At 74.1% G+C, this 17,878-nt stretch carries 12 protein-coding genes; 5 read left to right on the forward strand and 7 right to left on the reverse strand.

What is annotated here, in order from left to right; translation table 11 throughout:
- The coding region (locus tag IH00_RS0127170; protein WP_031078107.1) for a nitrate- and nitrite sensing domain-containing protein at window positions 1-802 on the reverse strand (802 nt) is incomplete at its 3' end.
- Between the two features lie 390 nt (window positions 803-1,192).
- Here IH00_RS0127170 and IH00_RS44325 point away from each other — a divergent pair.
- The gene (locus IH00_RS44325; protein WP_234334979.1) at window positions 1,193-1,702 is read left to right on the forward strand and encodes a hypothetical protein; all 510 of its coding nucleotides are present in this window, start codon (window positions 1,193-1,195) and stop codon (window positions 1,700-1,702) included.
- Between the two features lie 135 nt (window positions 1,703-1,837).
- On the opposite strand, the gene IH00_RS0127180 is transcribed toward IH00_RS44325, so the two are convergent.
- The 5 genes from IH00_RS0127180 to IH00_RS0127200 all read right to left on the reverse strand — a co-directional run bounded on the left by IH00_RS0127180 (window position 1,838) and on the right by IH00_RS0127200 (window position 10,337).
- Window positions 1,838-6,565 carry a flotillin family protein gene (locus IH00_RS0127180; RefSeq protein ID WP_031078110.1) on the reverse strand — a complete coding sequence of 1,576 codons (4,728 nt, stop codon included), beginning with the start codon at window positions 6,563-6,565 and terminating at the stop codon, window positions 1,838-1,840.
- Window positions 6,566-6,596: 31 nt separating this feature from the next.
- Window positions 6,597-7,499, reverse strand: coding sequence for a hypothetical protein (locus IH00_RS0127185; RefSeq protein WP_031078113.1), 903 nt, complete (start codon window positions 7,497-7,499; stop codon window positions 6,597-6,599).
- A complete protein-coding gene (locus IH00_RS0127190; protein WP_031078115.1) occupies window positions 7,496-7,732 on the reverse strand; it encodes a hypothetical protein in 237 nt (78 codons plus the stop codon). The genes IH00_RS0127185 and IH00_RS0127190 overlap by 4 nt, the downstream gene beginning before the upstream one ends.
- Window positions 7,729-9,255 (reverse strand): hypothetical protein, encoded by a 1,527-nt coding sequence (locus tag IH00_RS0127195; protein ID WP_031078117.1) that lies wholly within the window; start codon window positions 9,253-9,255, stop codon window positions 7,729-7,731. Before IH00_RS0127195 ends, IH00_RS0127190 begins: the two co-directional genes overlap by 4 nt.
- A 365-nt stretch (window positions 9,256-9,620) precedes the next feature.
- On the reverse strand, window positions 9,621-10,337 hold the full coding sequence (locus tag IH00_RS0127200) for a GntR family transcriptional regulator (RefSeq protein ID WP_031078119.1): 717 nt from the start codon (window positions 10,335-10,337) through the stop codon (window positions 9,621-9,623).
- Between the two features lie 178 nt (window positions 10,338-10,515).
- Here IH00_RS0127200 and IH00_RS0127205 point away from each other — a divergent pair, with 178 nt between their 5' ends.
- The 4 genes from IH00_RS0127205 to IH00_RS0127220 are packed head-to-tail and all read left to right on the forward strand — an operon-like array spanning window position 10,516 to window position 14,084.
- Window positions 10,516-11,796 (forward strand): MFS transporter, encoded by a 1,281-nt coding sequence (locus tag IH00_RS0127205; RefSeq protein ID WP_031078120.1) that lies wholly within the window; start codon window positions 10,516-10,518, stop codon window positions 11,794-11,796.
- Between the two features lie 25 nt (window positions 11,797-11,821).
- Window positions 11,822-12,586, forward strand: coding sequence for a LamB/YcsF family protein (locus IH00_RS0127210; RefSeq protein WP_031078122.1), 765 nt, complete (start codon window positions 11,822-11,824; stop codon window positions 12,584-12,586).
- Complete coding sequence (pxpB, locus tag IH00_RS0127215; protein ID WP_039947477.1) at window positions 12,583-13,224, forward strand: 5-oxoprolinase subunit PxpB; 642 nt, start codon at window positions 12,583-12,585, stop codon at window positions 13,222-13,224. Before IH00_RS0127210 ends, pxpB begins: the two co-directional genes overlap by 4 nt.
- The gene (locus tag IH00_RS0127220) at window positions 13,221-14,084 is read left to right on the forward strand and encodes a 5-oxoprolinase subunit C family protein (RefSeq protein ID WP_031078124.1); all 864 of its coding nucleotides are present in this window, start codon (window positions 13,221-13,223) and stop codon (window positions 14,082-14,084) included. Before pxpB ends, IH00_RS0127220 begins: the two co-directional genes overlap by 4 nt.
- A 156-nt stretch (window positions 14,085-14,240) precedes the next feature.
- On the opposite strand, the gene IH00_RS0127225 is transcribed toward IH00_RS0127220, so the two are convergent.
- Window positions 14,241-17,840, reverse strand: coding sequence for a hydantoinase B/oxoprolinase family protein (locus tag IH00_RS0127225; protein ID WP_031078126.1), 3,600 nt, complete (start codon window positions 17,838-17,840; stop codon window positions 14,241-14,243).
- Window positions 17,841-17,878 lie beyond the last annotated feature (38 nt).

The raw sequence follows: 17,878 nt of genomic DNA on the forward strand, positions 1-17,878 counted from the left end.
GGGCGGTGGTGGCGCCGGCGGCGATGAGCGCGTCCTCGGCGTCCCGCAGCGGTGCGGTGGCGGGGCTGTGCCAGTACTGCTGGAAGATCTCGAGTTCGGAGGCCGGCATGAGCTCCAGGTTGACCTCGTAGAAGAGCCGGCGCTGGGCGACGAGGTCGGAGACGGCGCGTATCTCCTCGGCGGTGATGCGCCTGCTGATCAGGGAGGAGACCACGAGGGCGTCCTCGCGGGAGAGCGTCTCGCGGGCCCGGACGATCCCGACGAGGGCGCGGCCCTGCTTGTCCATCTCCACGTTCTCCAGGGCGTGGAGGTTGAGCAGGAAGGTGTAGCAGGGGTCGACGAGCCGGTTGTAGAACTCGAGCGCCTGCATGCGGCCGACGGCGCGGTTCTCGACGGAGCGGCGCAGCCCGGCCAGGCCGTCGAAGGCGTCGAGGAGGCCGTTCAGCTGGCGGGCCGCCTGGGGTTGCATGGCGTCGGCGACGCCGGACTCAGCGGCGTTGGCCTGGATCCTGGCGATGGCCCTGTCGGTGGCGGCGCGGTCGCGACGCAGCGCGGGGAGGGCGTCGGAGGCGCGGGGGTCCGCCAGGTAGACGAGGGTCTGGCGGCGTTCCTTCTGGATGACGCGGACGGTGTCCTCGAGGGGGTAGCCGACCTTTTCGATGATGTAGCCGACGTCGAGGAGTTGGTTGGCTTCACGGCCGGTCAGAAGTGTCGCGAATCCCCACAGGCCGGTGAGGGAGACAAGCGGCACGAGCAGCAACGCCACGATCTTCCTGCGGATCGACTTCCCGCGAAAGCGCATGGCCTCCCCCACCTCGGACCCGACCGGTGAGGCTTCCGTCCGGCGCGGGTGTACACATCAACACATCAACAAACGGCGCGAGCCTACTACTGCACCACGAGCATCTCGAAGGTGCGGCCGGGCGATTTTCAGCCGCAGGTCGCATCGTTGATCATGAGTTGTCCTGGTATTCGCGGAGTTGACAATCCGGGCCTGCGGGATGACACCTGGCGAGGCGTCACTTTCCCCTGGGTAACGGTTGGCTGGAATTGTGTTGCGGAGGGAATCTTCCCTGGCAGTCGTACGTCTACGAATACGGGGAGGCGTGGGACTGTCGGGACTGTCGGCGTAAAGCGCCCGAAGACGGGCAGCCAACCTGAAGACGGTCGTTGGTGGGGAGTGGCGTTTTCGATGGCGACGAATCGATGTGGGCAGCGGGACGAGCGGGACGGGTACGACGCGTGGGAGCGGCAGCATGAGCCGCGGCCGCGGCGCGAACTGTGGGTGGAGGAGCCGGCGAGGCGGCGGCGACTGCCCGATCCGGTCCGCACGGCGGCCGTGCGGGCGGTGCTCATCGCCTCGCTGACGCTCATACAGGCGACGGTCGCGTTCCTGTGCACGCTCGCGGGTTCGTGGCTGGCCTTTCCCATGGTGCTCAGCAGCGTCGCCAGCACGGTGGTGGCCACCTGGGCCGCGGCGGACGTGTGGGTCACCCGGCAGGTCTGGAAGCAGCGCCACGGCGTGGTGTCGATGCCGAGCAGCACGGCGCGTGAACTGCGGCGGGAGCGGCGCCGGGCGCGGCAGGCCGCCCGTGTGGAGGCCCGGGAAGCGCACCAGGCGGTACGAATACCGCAGCGCGCCGGGAACGGGACCGGTCCGCAGCGGGAACGCCGCAGCGCGAGCAGCCTGTCGCGCGCCTGAGCCCCGGCGTCAGGGCGCGCCCGTGCCCCCGCCCGCCCGCACGGCCCTGCTCCGGGCGGGGCGGGAGGTAGCCGTGCGGCCGGGCGACGCCGTGCGGGCGGGGTCGTGCGGGCGGGGTCGTGCGGGCGGGGCAGGTCAGTCGGTCGTGTCCGCCGGCACCGGGGTGCGCTTGAACATCCGGGTCGCGGTGATCTCGCCGTGCACGGCCGTCTCGCCTTCCTGGGCCTTCTGCGGCAGTCCCGGGCGCAGGTGCTCCTCCACGCTGATGTACTTCAGTCCCGCGCGCAGGTCGGCGTCGTTGCGCAGGCGGATGACGAGTGGGAACTCGGCCAGCGCGGTCGTGTCGAACAGGCCCGTCGTGTAGAGGAGCTGGACGCCGAGGGCGTCGGACACGGCTCGCTGGAGCTCCAGCAGGTACGTGGCGTTGGCGCGCCCGATGGGGTTGTCGAGGAACAGCGTGCCGGCGTGGCGGTGCTTGTCGCGGCCCCGGTCGTTGCTGCGCAGCGCGGCCATCGTGCAGTAGAGGGCGATCGCGGCGGTGAGCAGCTGGCCGCCGGAGAAGACGTCGCCCATCTGCCCGACCGGTACCCGCTCGGCGCGCAGCACCGCGTCGGGCTTGAGGATCTCCACGGCCACGCCCTTGGGCTGGAGCGCTGCCTGCACGCCGCGCAGCAGCAGGGACATGCCGTCACGGCGGAGGTCGGAGTTCTTCTTGACGGCGGCGCGGGTGGCCTCGTCGATGACCTCGCCGAGCCGCTCCGTCAGCGTCGCCTGGTCGGGCTCCTCGAAGCGGATGCGGAGGAACTCCTGCCCCGACCATTCGCCGAGGCCCTCGGGGAGGCGGGACAGACGCTGGGCCGAGCGCAGCGTGGTGAGCGCCGACTCGACCAGGCCGCGCAGCCGGTCGACGATCGAGTCGCGGTTGCGCTCCAGCTGGGCCAGCTCGTCGGTGAGCACGCGCAGCCGGGGCGCGAAGGCCTCGGCCCACTTGGCGGCGTGCTCCGGCAGGGCGGCGGCGGGCAGCTCGCGGATCTGCTGCCGGGCGGGGGTGCGCACCTGCTCGTAACGGGTGGAGTTGGCGTGGCGCACGAGGACGTCGCAGGCCTCGCGCACGGCGGACTCCGCGGCCGACAGGTCGGCGGCGCATCCGCGCAGGGAACGGCGGGCGTCGGTGGCGGACTGCCGCGCCTCCACCAGGCTGCCGGGGTACGGCTCCGGAGTCTCCGGCTCCTCCTCGGTGTGCTCGCGCAGCAGGTCGCGCAGGAGCGCCGCCGTCTCCTCGAAGCCGCCGGCGGCGTCCTCGGCGGCACGGTGGGCCTGGAGGAGCCGGGCGTGGCTCGTGCGGGCGGCCTCCAGGGCGTCGGTGCGGGCCGCCAGGTCGGCGGTGGCGGAGCGCAGCAGGGCCTGGGCGTGGTCGGCGTCGGTGGGGATCAGCTCGTCGGGGAGCTCGGTGTGCGCCTCGCCGTCGGCGGGCGCGAGGCGCTCCGCCTCACCGCGCAGCCGGCCGAGCTTCTCGCTGGCCTCCGATGCCCGGGACTCCAGCATCTGCACCAGGGACTCGGCGCGGGCGGCGGCGGCCTGCCGGGACGGGCCGTCGGCGCCGTCGGGGCTCTGCAGGAGCTGTTCGGCGCGGGTGCGGACCTTGTTGGTGAGCCGGTCCAGCTCGGCCAGGGCGGCGCTCTCGTCGCTTTCGGCACGGGCCTGTTCGGCGCGCAGGTCGGCGCCGACGCCGACCTTCTCGTACAGCTGGGAGGCGGCGCGGTAGGCCTCGCGGAGGGCGGCCAGCGGAACGCGCGGGGCGTCCTCGGGCACGTCGTCGGGGAGGTTCTCCGGGGCGCCCGCGATCTCCGAGCGCTCGGCCCGCAGGGCGCGGGCGGTGCGGTGGGCGTCGTCCGCGGCGCGCTGGGCGGCGCGGCGGTCCTCGTCCGCGGCACGTGCCCGCTCCAGGCAGGTCTGTGCGCGGGCCTCGAACTCGGCCGCCTCGTCGGCCAGTTCCCGCAGGCGCACCTGCCAGCCGGCCCGCTCGCGCAGCCGGAACGCCAGGCCCGCGAGGGCATCGGCGGCGCGCCGGGCCCGCTGCGCGGCCTCCTGCCGCTCGTCGCGTACGCGGGCGGCGTCGGCGGCCGCCTCCTCGGCCTCGGCCCGTGCGGTACGGGCTTCCGCCAGCGCGGCCTCGGCGGCTTCGGCCGCCTCGCGCGCGGTGGCGGCGGCTTCCGCCAGCTCGGCGAGCATGCCGGGCGGGCAGTCGGCGCGCCAGGAGCCGATGCGGGCGGCGAGGGACCGGTCGGCGGCGAGGCGGGCGGCGAGCGCACGGATCTCCTCGTCGCGTGCGGCGGCGCGGGCGCGCAGGGCCTGGCGCTCCTCGTCGGCGGCGTGCTCGTCGTGCATGGCCGGGTTCGGCGGCACGAGGAAGACGTCCGTGTCGCCGTCGGTGTGCCCCGGCACGGGCGCCAGGAGCGCGGCGGCGGTGCCCACGGCGACGGCGGATCGTGGCAGGAGCGCGGCGGTGGCGAGGGCTTCGCGGGCCCTGGCGTAGGAGACGGGGTCGGTGATCACGACACCGTCCACCAGCTCCGGGCGGGCGGCGAGTACGGCTGCGTGGTCGGCGGGGTCGACCGCCTGGGCCAGGTAGCGCCAGCCGGGGAGGGCGGGGATGCCCTGTTCGCCGAGGTACTCGACGGTGGCGAGGACGTCGGGGCCGGGCGGCAGCAGACCGCCGTCACCGAGGGCTCCGAGGATGCGGGAGTCGTCGGCGGCGGCGGTACGCAGCTCGAAGAGCTTGCGCTCGGCGGAGGTGATGCCCTGGTCGAGGAGGTCGCGCAGCTCGTCGGCGTAGCGGTCCAGTTCCTCGGCGGTGAGCGGGGGGTGCGATGCGGTACGGGGGGTGCCGGTGACGTCGCCGTGCGGGTCGTGGGCGGTGTCCGCCGGTGCGCCGCCGTCGGCGGCGGGTCGGTCCTCGCCGTGGGCGGCGGTGTCCTCGCGGCGCGGCGCCGGGACGGCGGCCCGGGACACCGGCGCCGACGGCAGGCCGAGCAGTTCGGCGAGGCGCTCCTCCGCGGCGATGGAGTCGGCGGCGCGGCGCTCGGCCTGGTAGGCGTTCTCGGCTGCCTGGGCGGCGTCGGCGGCACGGGCGGCGGCCAGTTCGGCGCGGGATTCGGTGGCTGCGGCGTCGCGGGCGCGGTCGGCGGCCGCCCGGGCGGCGTCACGGGCGGCGTCCCAGGCGGCGACGGTGGTCTTCTCGGCGTCGCTCGCGGCGAGCGCGGCGCGGGCGGGGTCGGCGTCGGGGGCGGTGTCGTCGAGCCATCCGGCGCGTACCGCTTCGGCGGTCTCCTGCTCGACCTCGGCGAGGCGCTGGCGCAGGTGCCCGGCCTCGCTGCGGGCGCGCTGGGCCTCGGTGGCGGCGGCGGTCGCGTCGCGGTGGGCGGTCTCGGCGGCTTCCTGGAGAGCGGTGGAACGCTCCTCCTCCTCGTCGGCCTGCCGCTCGCCGTCCTCCGCGGCGGCGTGCAGCGCCCGTACGAGGTCGGCGGCGGCCTTGGCACGGGCGGCGAGCGCGGGGGCGGCGTCCCGCTCGGCCTCGCGGATGGCCGCGGACACGCGGGCCGAGCGGTCGGCGGCGGCACGGTGGCGCAGCACGACTTCGGTGGCCTGCCAGGCGGAGTGCAGTGTGCGCGCGTCGATGAGTTCGCGGCGCTGCGCGGCAGCGCCCTTCTCGGCGGCGGTGAGGGCCAGCGAGGCGTGGCGGTAGGCCAGTTCGGCGGCGATGCGGGAGGCGCGGGCGCGCGTCTCCTCGGCCTCGGTCACGGCGTGGGCGGCGGTGGTGACCTGCTCGGCGAGCTCGGCGGCGCGACCGCGTTCCTGGGCGGCGCGGGCGGAGAGACGGCGGGCGAGGGTACGGGTGCGGCGCTCGGCGCCCGCGTGGACGTCGCGCGCGCGGGCGCGCGTGCCGGCCGCTTCGACGATGCGGCCGAGGAGGTCGACGGAGCCGGCGGTGAAGTCCCGTTCGGCCGTGAGCTCGGCGCGCCGGCCCAGCTTGTTGCCGAAGCCGCCGACCAGGTCGGCGAGGCCGTCGGTGTCACGGATGTCGGTGACCGCGCGGAGCAGCAGGTCGGTGAAGTCGGAGTCCTTCTTGACCGCGAAGAGCCCGGCGGCCTCGCCCTCGTCGGCGTTCATCTCCCGCTGGTAGCGGAAGAGTTCGGGGTCGAGACCGAGGTCGCCCAGGTGCTCGTTCCAGCGGTCGTGGATCTCCTCCCAGTACACGTCCAGGTGCGGGTACGCCTTGCCGGCGTCGGTGAGGGCGTCCCGGAACCCCTTCATCGTGCGGCGGCGGCCCTGCGCGCCGGAGGCGCCTTCGACGGGCGGGCGGACCGCGGTGGACTCGGCGACGGGGAGCGAGTCGAGACTGAGCCCCGGGCCGGGACGGAACGAGTACCAGGCTTCGGCGAACTTCCTCGGGTCGTTGGAGACCTGCCGTCCGCGCCACTCGCTGACCTTGCCGACGACGACGAGTTCACCGGTGAGGGTGTGCTGCCACTCCAGGGCGACGTGGCCGCAGTCGTCGGCGAGCAGGAACTTGCGCAGCACGCCGGAGCTCGCGCCGCCCAGGGTGTTGCGGTGGCCGGGGAGCATCACCGAGAAGATCAGCTTCAGGAGGACGGACTTGCCGCCGCCGTTCTCCAGGAAGAGCACGCCCGCGGGGGCGGGGCGGCGCGGCGGGCCGACCGGCTCGTCCTCGAAGAACTCCGCCTGCGTGGGGGCGGGGTGGGGCACGGGCGCGCCCACTCCGCGCAGGTCCAGCACGGTGTCGGCGTAGCGCGCACCGGCGGGCCCGATGGAGTAGAGGCGGACCCGGGACAGCTCGTACATGGCGGCGGACTCTCAGTCGTGTGCTGACGTGTTACGCGTGGAAGGGCAGGCCGGCGTCGGCGGCCAGCTCCAGGTCGTCGCCGTCGGGCGGCGGGAGGAGCGTGGCGGAGCCGTCGGTCACCGGGACGACCCCGAGTTCCAGGAGCTCGGCCATGGCGGCGCTGCCCGCCAGGTCGCGGACCTGCAGCTGGAAGCGGGCGGTGGTGCGGTAGGAGCCGCCGCCCTCGTCGCCGGTGCGCTGGAGGAAGCCGGATTCCGTCAGGAAGGCGACGGCCTTGCCGATGATGCCGGTGGTGGAGCCGGCGAGCCGGCGGGCGTCCTTGGTGGCGCCGGTGGCGCTGCGCCGCGCGTAGATGCGCCAGGCGGCTTCCAGGCCGGGGGCGTCGGTGGCGGGGTCGGTGTTCTCGCCCTCCTGCTCGGCCCGCTCTTCCAGGCGGCGGCACGCCTGGCGTACGAAGGCGTCCACGCCGTTGACGGTGATGCGGCCGATGTAGCCGTCGTCGGCGAGGTCCTCGGGGCGCGGGAACGCCATGGCGGCGACGGCGAGGTGGGCCAGGCCGTGCAGGAAGCGGTCGGCGGAGTCGGTGGAGGCGCGGCGGGCGTAGTCGCCCATCCGGACGGCGAAGACGGAGTCCTCGCCGGCGGTGACGGCCATCCCGGCGCGGGGGGAGACCTCCAGGACGATGAGCCCGAGGCCGGTCGCGACGGCGTCGGCGAGCCGCGCGAAGGCGGGCTCCTCACGGTACCGGCGCAGCAGATCGGCGTATTCGGCGTCGCGGGCCGGCAGCAGCTTGGGCTGGAGGCCGAAGGAGACGAGCCGTGCGGCGTCGGCGGCGTCGGCGGGCGTGACGGCCCCGCCCGCGGTGGGCTCGGGGGCCTGCGGCGCCTCGGGCTCGCTCCACGCGTCGGCGTGCTCTGCGTGGTGGTCGCTCACGGCTGGGGCTCCTTGCTGCGGGTGGTCGGTCGGTGTGCACGGCTCGTCGGTGCGGACGCTGCGGCTTCCGCGTCCGCGTCCCCGCCCGCCCGGAGTTCGCCGAGCGGGGCGGGCGCGAGGCGGCGCGGGGCCGGAGCGGGGTGGTCCGCGGCGGGTGCCGCGGACCACCGGGCCGGGTGCCGTACGGCGGGGATCGACGACCGCACGGCGGGCGTGGTGGACCGTGGGGTCATGTCGCGTCCGTCCGGTCCGCGGCCATGCCCACCGCGTCCAGCAGGGCCGTACCGACTATCAGGTCGGCGCCGCCGAACTCCGGGTCGTCGAGTTCCGTGCCGTCGTCGACGGCGAAGAGCAGGCGCTGTTCCCCCTGCCGGTAGGCCGTCCCCACCGGCGGGCTGGCCGCGTGGATGGCCAGGAGGGCGACCAGGTACGGGAGTTCGGGGTCGCGCAGGCGTGCCTCGGCGAGCAGTCCGGAGAGCCGGCGGGGGGCGTCGTGCTCCAGGTCGAGCAGTTCCATGGCGGCCGCGAGCTGCTCCTCGCTGAACCGGCTGTCGTCGGGCGTGGCGATCAGGTCCGGCTCGGGCATCTCCGCGCCCAGGTGTTCGCGCTCCGTCGGCGGGGTGAGCAGCAGGTCGACCAGGTCACCGAGGCGTACGGACGCGGGTGTGCGCAGTCCGGTGCCGCGGGCGAAGTACGCGTCCGTGACCCGGATCGCCTCCTCGACGGGGAGCGGCAGCAGCGGGGCGACCAGCTGTCCGTACAGGTCGAGGCCCGCTCGCGCGGTGGGCGTGGCGAAGGCCTGACGGTCCTGCTCGGCACGGAACAGCGGGCCGGCCTCCAGCAGCCGGGACTGGAGCTGGGTGTGGCGTCGGATGCAGTCCTTGACGATGTCGACGAGCTCGGCGGCGCGCCGCTTGTGCTCCTGGTCCTCGGCCTCGTCGCGCGCTTTGCGGATGTTGGTGAGGATCGCGTTCTCGTGGCGGTACCGGTCGGCGACGTGGGCGAGCGCCTCGTCGATCATGTCGGGCACGGCGTGGAGCCAGTCGACGGCGCGGACGTTGCGCCGGGTGGCCTCCAGCGTCTTGCGGAGCGTTTCGGCGTACTGCACGGTGCGGTACCGCGCCTGCTCGGCCGCGAGCTGGGCGTCGGCGAGGCGCCCGCGGCTGATGAGCACCTCCAGCTTCACCTCCGCGGCGATCTGGGCGCTGGTGACGTCGGTGTCGAGGGCACCGACGAGGACGTTGACCGCTTCGTCGGTGGTGCGGAGGTAGACGCTGCCGCCGTAGCCGGGGACTTCCTCCAGGAGCTTGAAGTCGTAGTCGCGGCGGACGTAGCTGCCGTCGGGCCCGAAGGTGCCGTACACCGCGCGGAAGCCGCGGTCCACACTTCCGACGTTGATCAGGTTCTCCAGCACCCAGCGGGCGACCCGCTCGTGCTCGGCGGCGGGCCGCTGCGGGGCCTGGGCGGCGACCCTCGGCAGCAGCCGGGCGACGATCTGCTCGTGGTCGGCACCGGTGTCGAAGTCCATGTTGAGCGTGACGAGGTCGATCGCGGCGAGCGCGACCTCCGCCATGCCGTAGACCGAGTACTCCCCCGCCAGGTTCGCCTTGCGGGCGTCCAGGTCGTGCAGCGGCGCGGTGCACGCGAGCGCACGCAGGCGCCGCGCCAGCCCCTCGTCGGCGGCCGGGCCCTGAGCGGGTCGCGGCCCCGCGCTGAGCTGGGGCGGAACGAATTCCGTCGAGGCAGGCGAAGTCACGGTGCACAGATTAGGTCCTCGCACCGACAACGGTCGAAACGGCGCAGATGGCCCCGCGGGGAGCCGCTCCGTACGCCGTGCCGGGGAGCCTCTCGACGCGGTGTGCGTTCTGGGGCGCCGCAGGTGACGGCCGCGCGCCGGACAGGCCCACCAAACCGGATAATTCGGGTATATCGCTCCCACTCGGGGTCAGGGACGCGGGACCAGGACGCAGGCGCGCGAGGGGAGCCGGATGCGGGACAGGGTCGGGCAGGGGGGCGGGTCAGGTGCGGACGGACCCGGCGGTCGAGCCGGACGCAGCGGTCGAGCCGGACCCGCCCCTCGAGCCGGGGGTGGCGGTCGAGCCGGGCCCGGCGGAGGGGACGTCAGTCGTCACGGCCGGAGCCGTCGCCGACGAGGCATGCGTAGAGCTCCACCAGCTGGTCGCGCGAATCGTCGAGGTAATCCGCGAGGAGGCGCTCCGCCTTCTCGCGCCCCCCGGCGCGCAAGGCGTCCAGAATCTCCCGGTTTCGCACGAGATAGGGCCCGTGCAGCGCCTGCGGGTCGTCCACCACGTGGAATGCGAGCCTGAGTTCGGCGAGGACGCTGCGCATCAGCTCGTCGGTGCGGGCGCTGCCGGCGAGGGCCACCAGCTCGCGGTGGAAGTGGATGTTGGCGGTGGACACGCCCTTCCAGTCGCCCTCGCGGGCATCGCGCTCCCCGCCCGAGACCGCCCGGATCAGCGCGTCGAGCTCGAACGGCGGCTCGCCCAGCCCGCGCACCACGGCGCATTCGACCAGGCGCCGGGTGCGGTAGATGTCCACCACGTCCTCGACCGCCAGGACGCGGACGAACACCCCGCGATTGAGCTGGTGGACGAGCAGTCGTTCATGAGTGAGCAACCGGAACGCCTCGCGCAGCGTGTTGCGGGACACACCGAGCGCGCCGGCGATGCTGTCCTCCGAGAGCCGTGCGCCGGGACGGAAGAAACCCTCCGCGATCCGGGTGCGCAGGATGTCGGCGACCCGCTCGGCCGTGCTCGTACGCCCGAGGAGGGCGCGGTCGTCCGCCAGCCCTCCGGCCCCGGAGCCCGTCGTACCCACAACGCCCTCTTCTCGTCCGTCACCCGCACCTCGCCGCTCATCGTAGAAGGAAAACCCGAGGGAAGAACGTGGGGACAACCCCCTTGTCGGATCGTTCAACAATCCCCTACTTTGACGACACCGCACGATCCCGCTCCACGCCCCCACTCACGCCTGCCTTCCCCCTTGCGAGGTGCAGATGAGTACGACCCGGACCCCTCGGGCAACCTCCACCGAACTGCCCGGTGACAGCGGCGCGTTCGCCTGGCTGCGCGCGCTCGGACCGCGCGGCCGGCGCGCCTTCGGCGGCGCGTTCGGCGGCTACGCCCTCGATTCCTACGACTTCTTCACCCTGCCGCTGAGCATGGTGGCCATTTCGGCATACTTCAGCCTGAACAGCGGCCAGACCGGTCTGCTCACCACCGTCACCCTCGTCGTCTCGGCGGTCGGCGGCGTGCTCGCCGGCATCCTCGCCGACCGGATCGGCCGGGTGAAAGCGCTGATGATCACGGTCATCACGTACGCGCTGTTCACCGTTCTCTGCGGCTTCGCACCGAACTACGAGACCCTGCTGGTCTTCCGCGCCCTCCAGGGAGTCGGCTTCGGCGGCGAGTGGGCCGTGGGCGCGATCCTGGTCGCCGAATACGCCTCCGCCAAGCACCGGGGGCGGACGCTCGGCGGAATCCAGAGCGCCTGGGCGGCCGGCTGGGCCCTCGCCGTGATCGTCTACACGCTGGTGTTCCACTTCCTCGACGCGGACACCGCGTGGCGCGTGATGTTCTGGACCGGGGCCCTGCCCGCCCTTCTGGTCATCTGGGTCCGCCGCAACGTCCAGGACGCGCCGCACGTCGCCGCCGTGCGCGAGGCGAGCCAGGAGCGCGGTTCCTTCTCCGCCATCTTCCGCGCCGGGCTGCTGCGCACGACGCTGTTCGCAATGCTGCTGTCCACCGGCGTCCAGGGCGGCTACTACACGCTGGCCACCTGGGTGCCGACGTACCTGAAGAACGACCGCGGTCTCACCGTGGTGGGTACGGGCGGCTATCTGACCTTCCTGATATCCGGCGCCTTCCTGGGCTACCTGACGGGCGGATACCTCACCGACCGGCTCGGCCGGAAACGCAACATCGTGATCTTCGCCGTGCTGTCGGCGCTGTGCATCGTCGCCTACACGAACATCCCTTCCGGGGCGAACGGACTGCTGCTGGTGCTCGGCTTCCCGCTCGGGTTCTGCATGTCGGCCATCTTCAGCGGGTTCGGCTCCTTCCTCGCGGAGCTGTACCCGACGGCGGTGCGCGGCACCGGACAGGGATTCACGTACAACACCGGTCGCGCGGTGGGCGCGTTCTTCCCGACGCTGGTCGGCTTCCTCGCGGACAGCTGGGGCGTGGGCGGCGCGCTGATCTTCGGCGCCGTGGGGTACGGCATCGCCGTACTGGCCCTGCTCGGGCTTCCCGAGACCCGCGGCCGGGAGCTCGCGTGACGCAATCCGAAGGAGACACACCACCATGACCCGGGCCTCGATCGACCTCAACGCCGACCTCGGCGAAGGCTTCGGCCGCTGGCGGCTCACGGACGACGAACAACTCCTGTCGGTCGTGACCAGCGCCAATGTCGCCTGCGGCTTCCACGCCGGTGACGCCGTCACCATGCGGCGGGTGTGCGCGCTCGCGGCCGAGCGGGCGGTGCGGATCGGTGCCCAGGTCTCCTACCGCGACCTGGCCGGCTTCGGAAGGCGCTCCATGGACGTCCCCGCCGACGAGCTGGCCTCCGAAGTGGCGTACCAGATCGGCGCCCTGGAGGTGTTCGCCCGGGCCGCGGGAGCGCGCGTGGCGTACGTGAAACCGCACGGGGCGCTCTACAACCGGGTCGTGCACGACGAGGAGCAGGCGCAGGCCGTGGTGGACGGTGTGCTGCTGACGGGCGAGCGGCTGCCGCTGCTCGGCCTGCCCGGCTCACGGCTGCACGAGAGGGCGGAGAGCGCCGGACTCCCGGTCGTCACGGAGGCGTTCGGGGACCGGGCGTACACCGCCGCCGGGACGCTCGTGCCTCGCCGGGAGGAAGGCGCCGTCATCACCGACCCGGCGGCCGTCGTGGAACGGTCGGTGTCCATGGCGCGCTCCGGTGTGGTCACCTCCCGGTGCGGGCGGTCCGTCGCCGTGCGCGCCCGCTCGCTGTGCCTGCACGGGGACACGCCGGGCGCTGTGGAGCTGGCCCGCCGGGTCCGCGCCCGGCTGGAGGACGCGGGTGTGCGGGTGGAGGCCTTCGCATGAGGACCCTGCCGGTGGGGGAACGCGCCCTGCTCGTCGAGCTCGGCAACGGTGAGGAGGCGCAGGCGTTCCACGCCGAGCTGCTGCGCCGCCGTGCGTCCGGCGCGCTGCCCCCCGTGCGGGAGATCGTGCCGGCGGCCCGGACGGTGCTGCTCGACGGGGTGGAGGACCCCGGGCGCCTCGCCGCACTGGTCAGCGGGTGGCAGGTGGAACCGCAGCACGCGCGCGCCGAGCCCGTCGTGGACATACCGGTCCGGTACGACGGGCCGGATCTCGCGGTGGTCGCGGCGCTGTGGGGCGTCGAGCCCGACGACGTGGCCCGCATCCATGCGGGGGTGGAGTTCCGGGTGGCGTTCTGCGGGTTCGCGCCCGGCTTCGGCTATCTGACCGGGCTGCCCGCCCGGTACGAGGTGCCGCGCCGATCCACCCCGCGCACCGCCGTCCCGGCGGGCTCGGTCGCGGTGGCGGGCACGTACACGGGCGTGTACCCGCGCTCGTCACCGGGCGGCTGGCAGCTGATCGGGAACACGGACGTGGTGCTGTGGGACCCGGCGCGTGAGCCGGCGGCGCTGCTGTCGCCGGGGACACGGGTGCGGTTCGTGCCCGAGGGCCCGGCGGCACGGAGCGTGGGGCGGCGATGAACGACCGTGCCTTCGCGGTCGTACGGGCCGGGGCGCTGACCACCGTGCAGGACCTCGGGCGGTCCGGCCACGCGCACCTGGGCGTGCCGCGGTCGGGCGCCCTCGATCCGTACGCGAGCCGACTCGTCAACCGGCTGGTCGGCAATCCGGACGACGCGGCCGTCCTGGAGACCACCGTCAACGGCTGCGCGGTGCGGCCCCGCTGTGCCGTGACGGTAGCGGTGGGGGGTGCGCCGTGCCCGGTCACCGTGAACGGCCGGCCGGTTGCCTGGGGAGCCGCGGTGCGCGTTCCGGCCGGCGCCGTGCTGGAAGCCGGGGCCGCGGTGCGGGGGGTGCGCTCGTATCTGGCGTTCGCCGGGGGCGTGGCGGCCGAACCGGTCCTGGGCAGCCGCTCCACCGACCTGCTGTCGGGGCTCGGCCCGGCACCGCTGCGCGACGGCGCCGTACTGCCGCTGGGGCCACCGCCGTCCGCGGCGGCCCGGTTCGAGGCGGCGCCCTGGGCCGCTCCCCCGCGGGAGCTGGTCCTGCGGGTCCGGCTGGGCCCCCGCCACGACTGGTTCACGGCCGCGGCGCTGCGGACCTTCGCCACGCGCCGGTACCGGGTGTCCCCCGCGAGCAACCGGATCGGGCTGCGTACCGAAGGGCCGGCGCTGGTACGTGCCGTCCCCGGCGAGCTGCCCAGCGAAGGCATGGTGCTGGGCGCGGTGCAGGTCCCGCCGGACGGCCGGCCGGTGGTGTTCCTGGCGGACCACCCCACGACCGGCGGCTACCCGGTGGTGGCCGTGGTCCGGGACGAGGACCTGGCGGCGGCGGCACAGGCGACCCCGGGGACACCGGTGCGGTTCCTGCCCTTGGGCTGAGCCGCTGCGGCGGCCGGGCCCCGGTTCCTCCCCGGATGCCGCCGTAACGAAGCGGATCAGCGAGGCAGCCGGCCGCTGGGACGGCCGAGCCCGGCAGGGTCCGGGGCCGTCAGGCGCAGCTGTTCCGCGGGCTCGGCCGGCCCGCCGGAGGGCCCGTCAGTCGGCCAGGTGCCCGTAGCCGCCGCCCCCGGGGGTCGCGACGACCAGGACGTCGCCGGGGCCGACCTCGATCACGTCCACGCCGCCGAGCGTCTCCACGGCACCGCCGGCACGCTCCACCCTGTTCTCGCCGAGCGCGCCCGGAGCACCGCCCGCCATGCCGTACGGCGGGACGCGCCGGTGCCCGGTCAGCAGCGCCACCGTCATGGGCTCCAGGAACCGGATGCGGCGGACCACACCGTTGCCGCCGTGCCACCGGCCGCGGCCGCCGCTGCCGTGCCGTACCGCGAAGGCATCCACCCGGACGGGGTGGCGCCATTCCAGGACCTCGGGGTCGGTGAGCCGGGAGTTCGTCATGTGCGTCTGGACGGCGTCGGCTCCGTCGAATCCGTCGCCCGCCCCCGAGCCGCTGGCCACGGTCTCGTAGTACTGGACGCGGTCATTGCCGAAGGTGACGTTGTTCATGGTGCCCGAGCCCTCCGCCTGGACGCCGAGCGCGGCGTACAGCGCCCCGGTCACCGCCTGCGAGGTCTCGACGTTGCCGGCCACCGTCGCCGCCGGGTGGGCGGGCGCCAGCATGCAACCTTCGGGCACCCTCACCTCCAGCGGCTCCAGACAGCCGCTGTTGAGCGGGATGTCGTCGTCCACGAGCGTCCGGAACACGTACAGCACCGCCGCCATGACCACGGACGTGGGAGCGTTGGTGTTGCCGGGCTGTTGCGGCGAGGTGCCGGTGAAGTCGAGGACCGCGGTGCGGCGTTCCCGGTCGACGCGCACGGCGACCTGGATGACCGCACCGCTGTCCGTCTCGTACCGGTACGAGCCGTCGTGGAGGCCGGCGACGATGCGGCGTACGGACTCGGCGGCGTTGTCCCGGACGTGCCGCATGTAGGCGTGGACGACGTCCAGGCCGAACTGGTCCACCATGCGGCCCAGTTCCTCGATGCCCTTCTCGTTGGCGGCGATCTGCGCCCGCAGGTCGGCGAGGTTGGTGCCGGGATCGCGGGACGGATACGGGCCCTCGGTGAGCAGGCGCCGGGTCTCCTCCTCGCGCAGCCGGCCGTCCCGTACGAGCAGCCAGTTGTCGAAGAGGACGCCCTCCTCGTGGATCGTACGGCTGAAGGCGGGCATGGAGCCGGGCGTGATGCCGCCGATCTCGGCATGGTGGCCGCGGGAGGCGACCAGGAAGCGCAGCTCCCCGGAGGGGCCGAAGACGGGTGTCACGACGGTCACGTCGGGCAGGTGCGTGCCGCCGTGGTAGGGGTCGTTGACGGCGTACACGTCTCCGGGCCGCAGGCTCCCCCGGTTGCGCCGCAGGACCTCCTTGATGGACTCCCCCATCGAGCCCAGGTGGACGGGGATGTGGGGAGCGTTGGCGATGAGGTTGCCGTCGGCGTCGAAGAGGGCGCAGGAGAAGTCGAGCCGCTCCTTGATGTTGACGGAGTGCGCGGTGTTCTCCAGGCGCACGCCCATCTGCTCGGCGATGGACATGAAGAGGCTGTTGAAGACCTCCAGGAGGACGGGGTCCACGTCCGTGCCCACCGCGGTGCGGCCGGGCCGGGGGCGGGACCGGGTCAGCAGCAGGTGCCCGGTCCGGGCCGCGGACGCCTGCCAGCCGTCGTCGACGACCGTCGTGGCGTCGGGCTCCACGATGACGGCCGGGCCGGCCACGGTGTCGGAGGGGCGCAGGTCCTCCCGCCGGTACAGCGGGGCGTCCCGTACCTCCCCGGCGACGGACATCCGGACCACGGCGCGCTGCTCCGGTCCGCCGTCACGGGGACCTTGTGCGGCGCCGGCCGGACCGTGGGGGCCCGCCCTGCCGACCGCCTCCACGGAGACCGCCTCGACGACCAGGGGCTTGTCCATGGTGAACGCGTACCGCGCGCGGTGGGCCGCCCCGAAGGCCGACCGCATGGCCTCCGCGGAGCCGAGCGGCACCGGCAGGCTCGCGTCGGTCCCGGCGTACCGCAGGAGCACGCGCGCGTGGGTGCTGATCGCGTGGTCGGGCAGACCGTCGTCGCGCAGTTCCTCCCGCGTCCGCCGGGCGAGTACGGCGCACACCTCGCGCACGCGCGCGCAGGTGTCCTCGTCGAGCTCCGCCTCGATGGAGCGTTCCCGCATCGCGGTGGCGTCGGCGAGGCCGATGCCGTACGCGGACAGCACCCCGGCCAGCGGAGGGACGAGGACCGTGTTGATGCCGAGGGCGTCGGCGACCGCGCAGGCGTGCTGGCCGCCGGCGCCGCCGAAGCTGGTGAGGGCGTACCGCGTGATGTCGTGGCCGCGTTGCACGGAGATCCTCTTGACCGCGTTCGCCATGTTGAGGACGGCGATCTCGAGGAAGCCGGCCGCGACGTCCTCGGGGCTGGGGGCGGTGCCGGTGTGGCGCCGTACCGTTTCGGCGAGTTCGGCGAACCGATCGCGGACGACTGCGGCGTCGAGCGGCTGGTCGCCGTCCGGCCCGAAGACGGGCGGGAAGTGCGCGGGCTGCACCCTGCCGAGCATCACGTTGGCGTCCGTCACCGTCAGCGGGCCGCCGCGCCGGTAGCAGGCCGGCCCGGGGACCGCGCCGGCGGAGTCGGGGCCGACCCGGTAGCGACGGCCGTCGAAGTGGAGGACCGAGCCACCGCCCGCCGCGACGGTGTGGATGCTCATCATCGGCGCCCGCATCCGCACCCCCGCCACCTCGGTGCCGAGCTCCCGCTCGAACGCACCCGCGTAGTGCGACACGTCGGTGGATGTGCCTCCCATGTCGAAGCCGATGACCCGGTCGAAGCCGGCCTGCCGGGAGGTGCGGGCCATGCCGACGACGCCGCCCGCAGGACCCGACAGCACGGCGTCCTTGCCGCGGAAGTGCGCGGCCTCGCGGAGCCCGCCGTTGGACTGCATGAACATCAGCCGCACACCGGAGAGTTCGGAGGCGACCTCGTCGACGTACCGCCGCAGGATCGGCGACAGGTACGCGTCGACGACCGTGGTGTCACCGCGTGGCACGAGTCTGATGAGCGGACTGACCTCGTGCGAGCAGCTGATCTGCGTGAAGCCCTCCTCCCGCGCGACCTCGGCGACCCGCGCCTCGTGGCCGGGATGGCGGTAGCCGTGCAGGAGGACCACGGCGGCGCTGCGCAGGCCGTCCGCGCGGGCGGCCTTGAGGTGCGCGCGCAGGGGGGCCGGATCGAGCGGGCGGACGACCGCGCCGCGGGCGTCGAGGCGCTCGGGCACCTCGACGACCCGGTCGTACACCGTCTCGGGGAGCAGGATGCGCCGGTCGAAGAGGCGCGGCCGGTTCTGGTAGGCGATGCGCAGGGCGTCGCGGAACCCCTCGGTGATGAGCAGGACGGTCGGTTCCCCCCGGCGCTCCAGCAGGGCGTTGGTGGCGACCGTCGTGCCCATCCTGACGGAGTGGATGCGACCCGCGGGTACGGGTTCGCCGGGGCAGGTCCCGAGCAGCAGCCGGATCCCGGCGACGGCGGCGTCGCGGTAGCGCTCCGGGTCGTGGGAGAGCAGCTTGCGGGTGACCAGGCTCCCGTCGGGGCGGCGGGCCACGATGTCGGTGAAGGTGCCGCCCCGGTCGATCCAGAACTCCCAGAGGCCGTTCACTCCCCCATTCTGGCGCGGGAGGCGTCCGGGGACACGGG

This window comes from Streptomyces sp. NRRL S-118 (genome assembly GCF_000716335.1).
Classification (GTDB): Bacteria; Actinomycetota; Actinomycetes; order Streptomycetales; family Streptomycetaceae; genus Streptomyces.

What these genes read in the sequence shown, in the direction of transcription:
- IH00_RS0127220 (WP_031078124.1), top strand. Translation starts at nt 13,221, where the DNA reads ATGAACGACCGTGCCTTCGCGGTCGTACGGGCCGGGGCGCTGACCACC.
- IH00_RS0127190 (WP_031078115.1), bottom strand. Translation starts at nt 7,732, where the DNA reads ATGACCCCACGGTCCACCACGCCCGCCGTGCGGTCGTCGATCCCCGCC.
- pxpB (WP_039947477.1), top strand. Translation starts at nt 12,583, where the DNA reads ATGAGGACCCTGCCGGTGGGGGAACGCGCCCTGCTCGTCGAGCTCGGC.
- IH00_RS0127205 (WP_031078120.1), top strand. Translation starts at nt 10,516, where the DNA reads ATGAGTACGACCCGGACCCCTCGGGCAACCTCCACCGAACTGCCCGGT.
- IH00_RS44325 (WP_234334979.1), top strand. Translation starts at nt 1,193, where the DNA reads ATGGCGACGAATCGATGTGGGCAGCGGGACGAGCGGGACGGGTACGAC.
- IH00_RS0127210 (WP_031078122.1), top strand. Translation starts at nt 11,822, where the DNA reads ATGACCCGGGCCTCGATCGACCTCAACGCCGACCTCGGCGAAGGCTTC.
- IH00_RS0127180 (WP_031078110.1), bottom strand. Translation starts at nt 6,565, where the DNA reads ATGTACGAGCTGTCCCGGGTCCGCCTCTACTCCATCGGGCCCGCCGGT.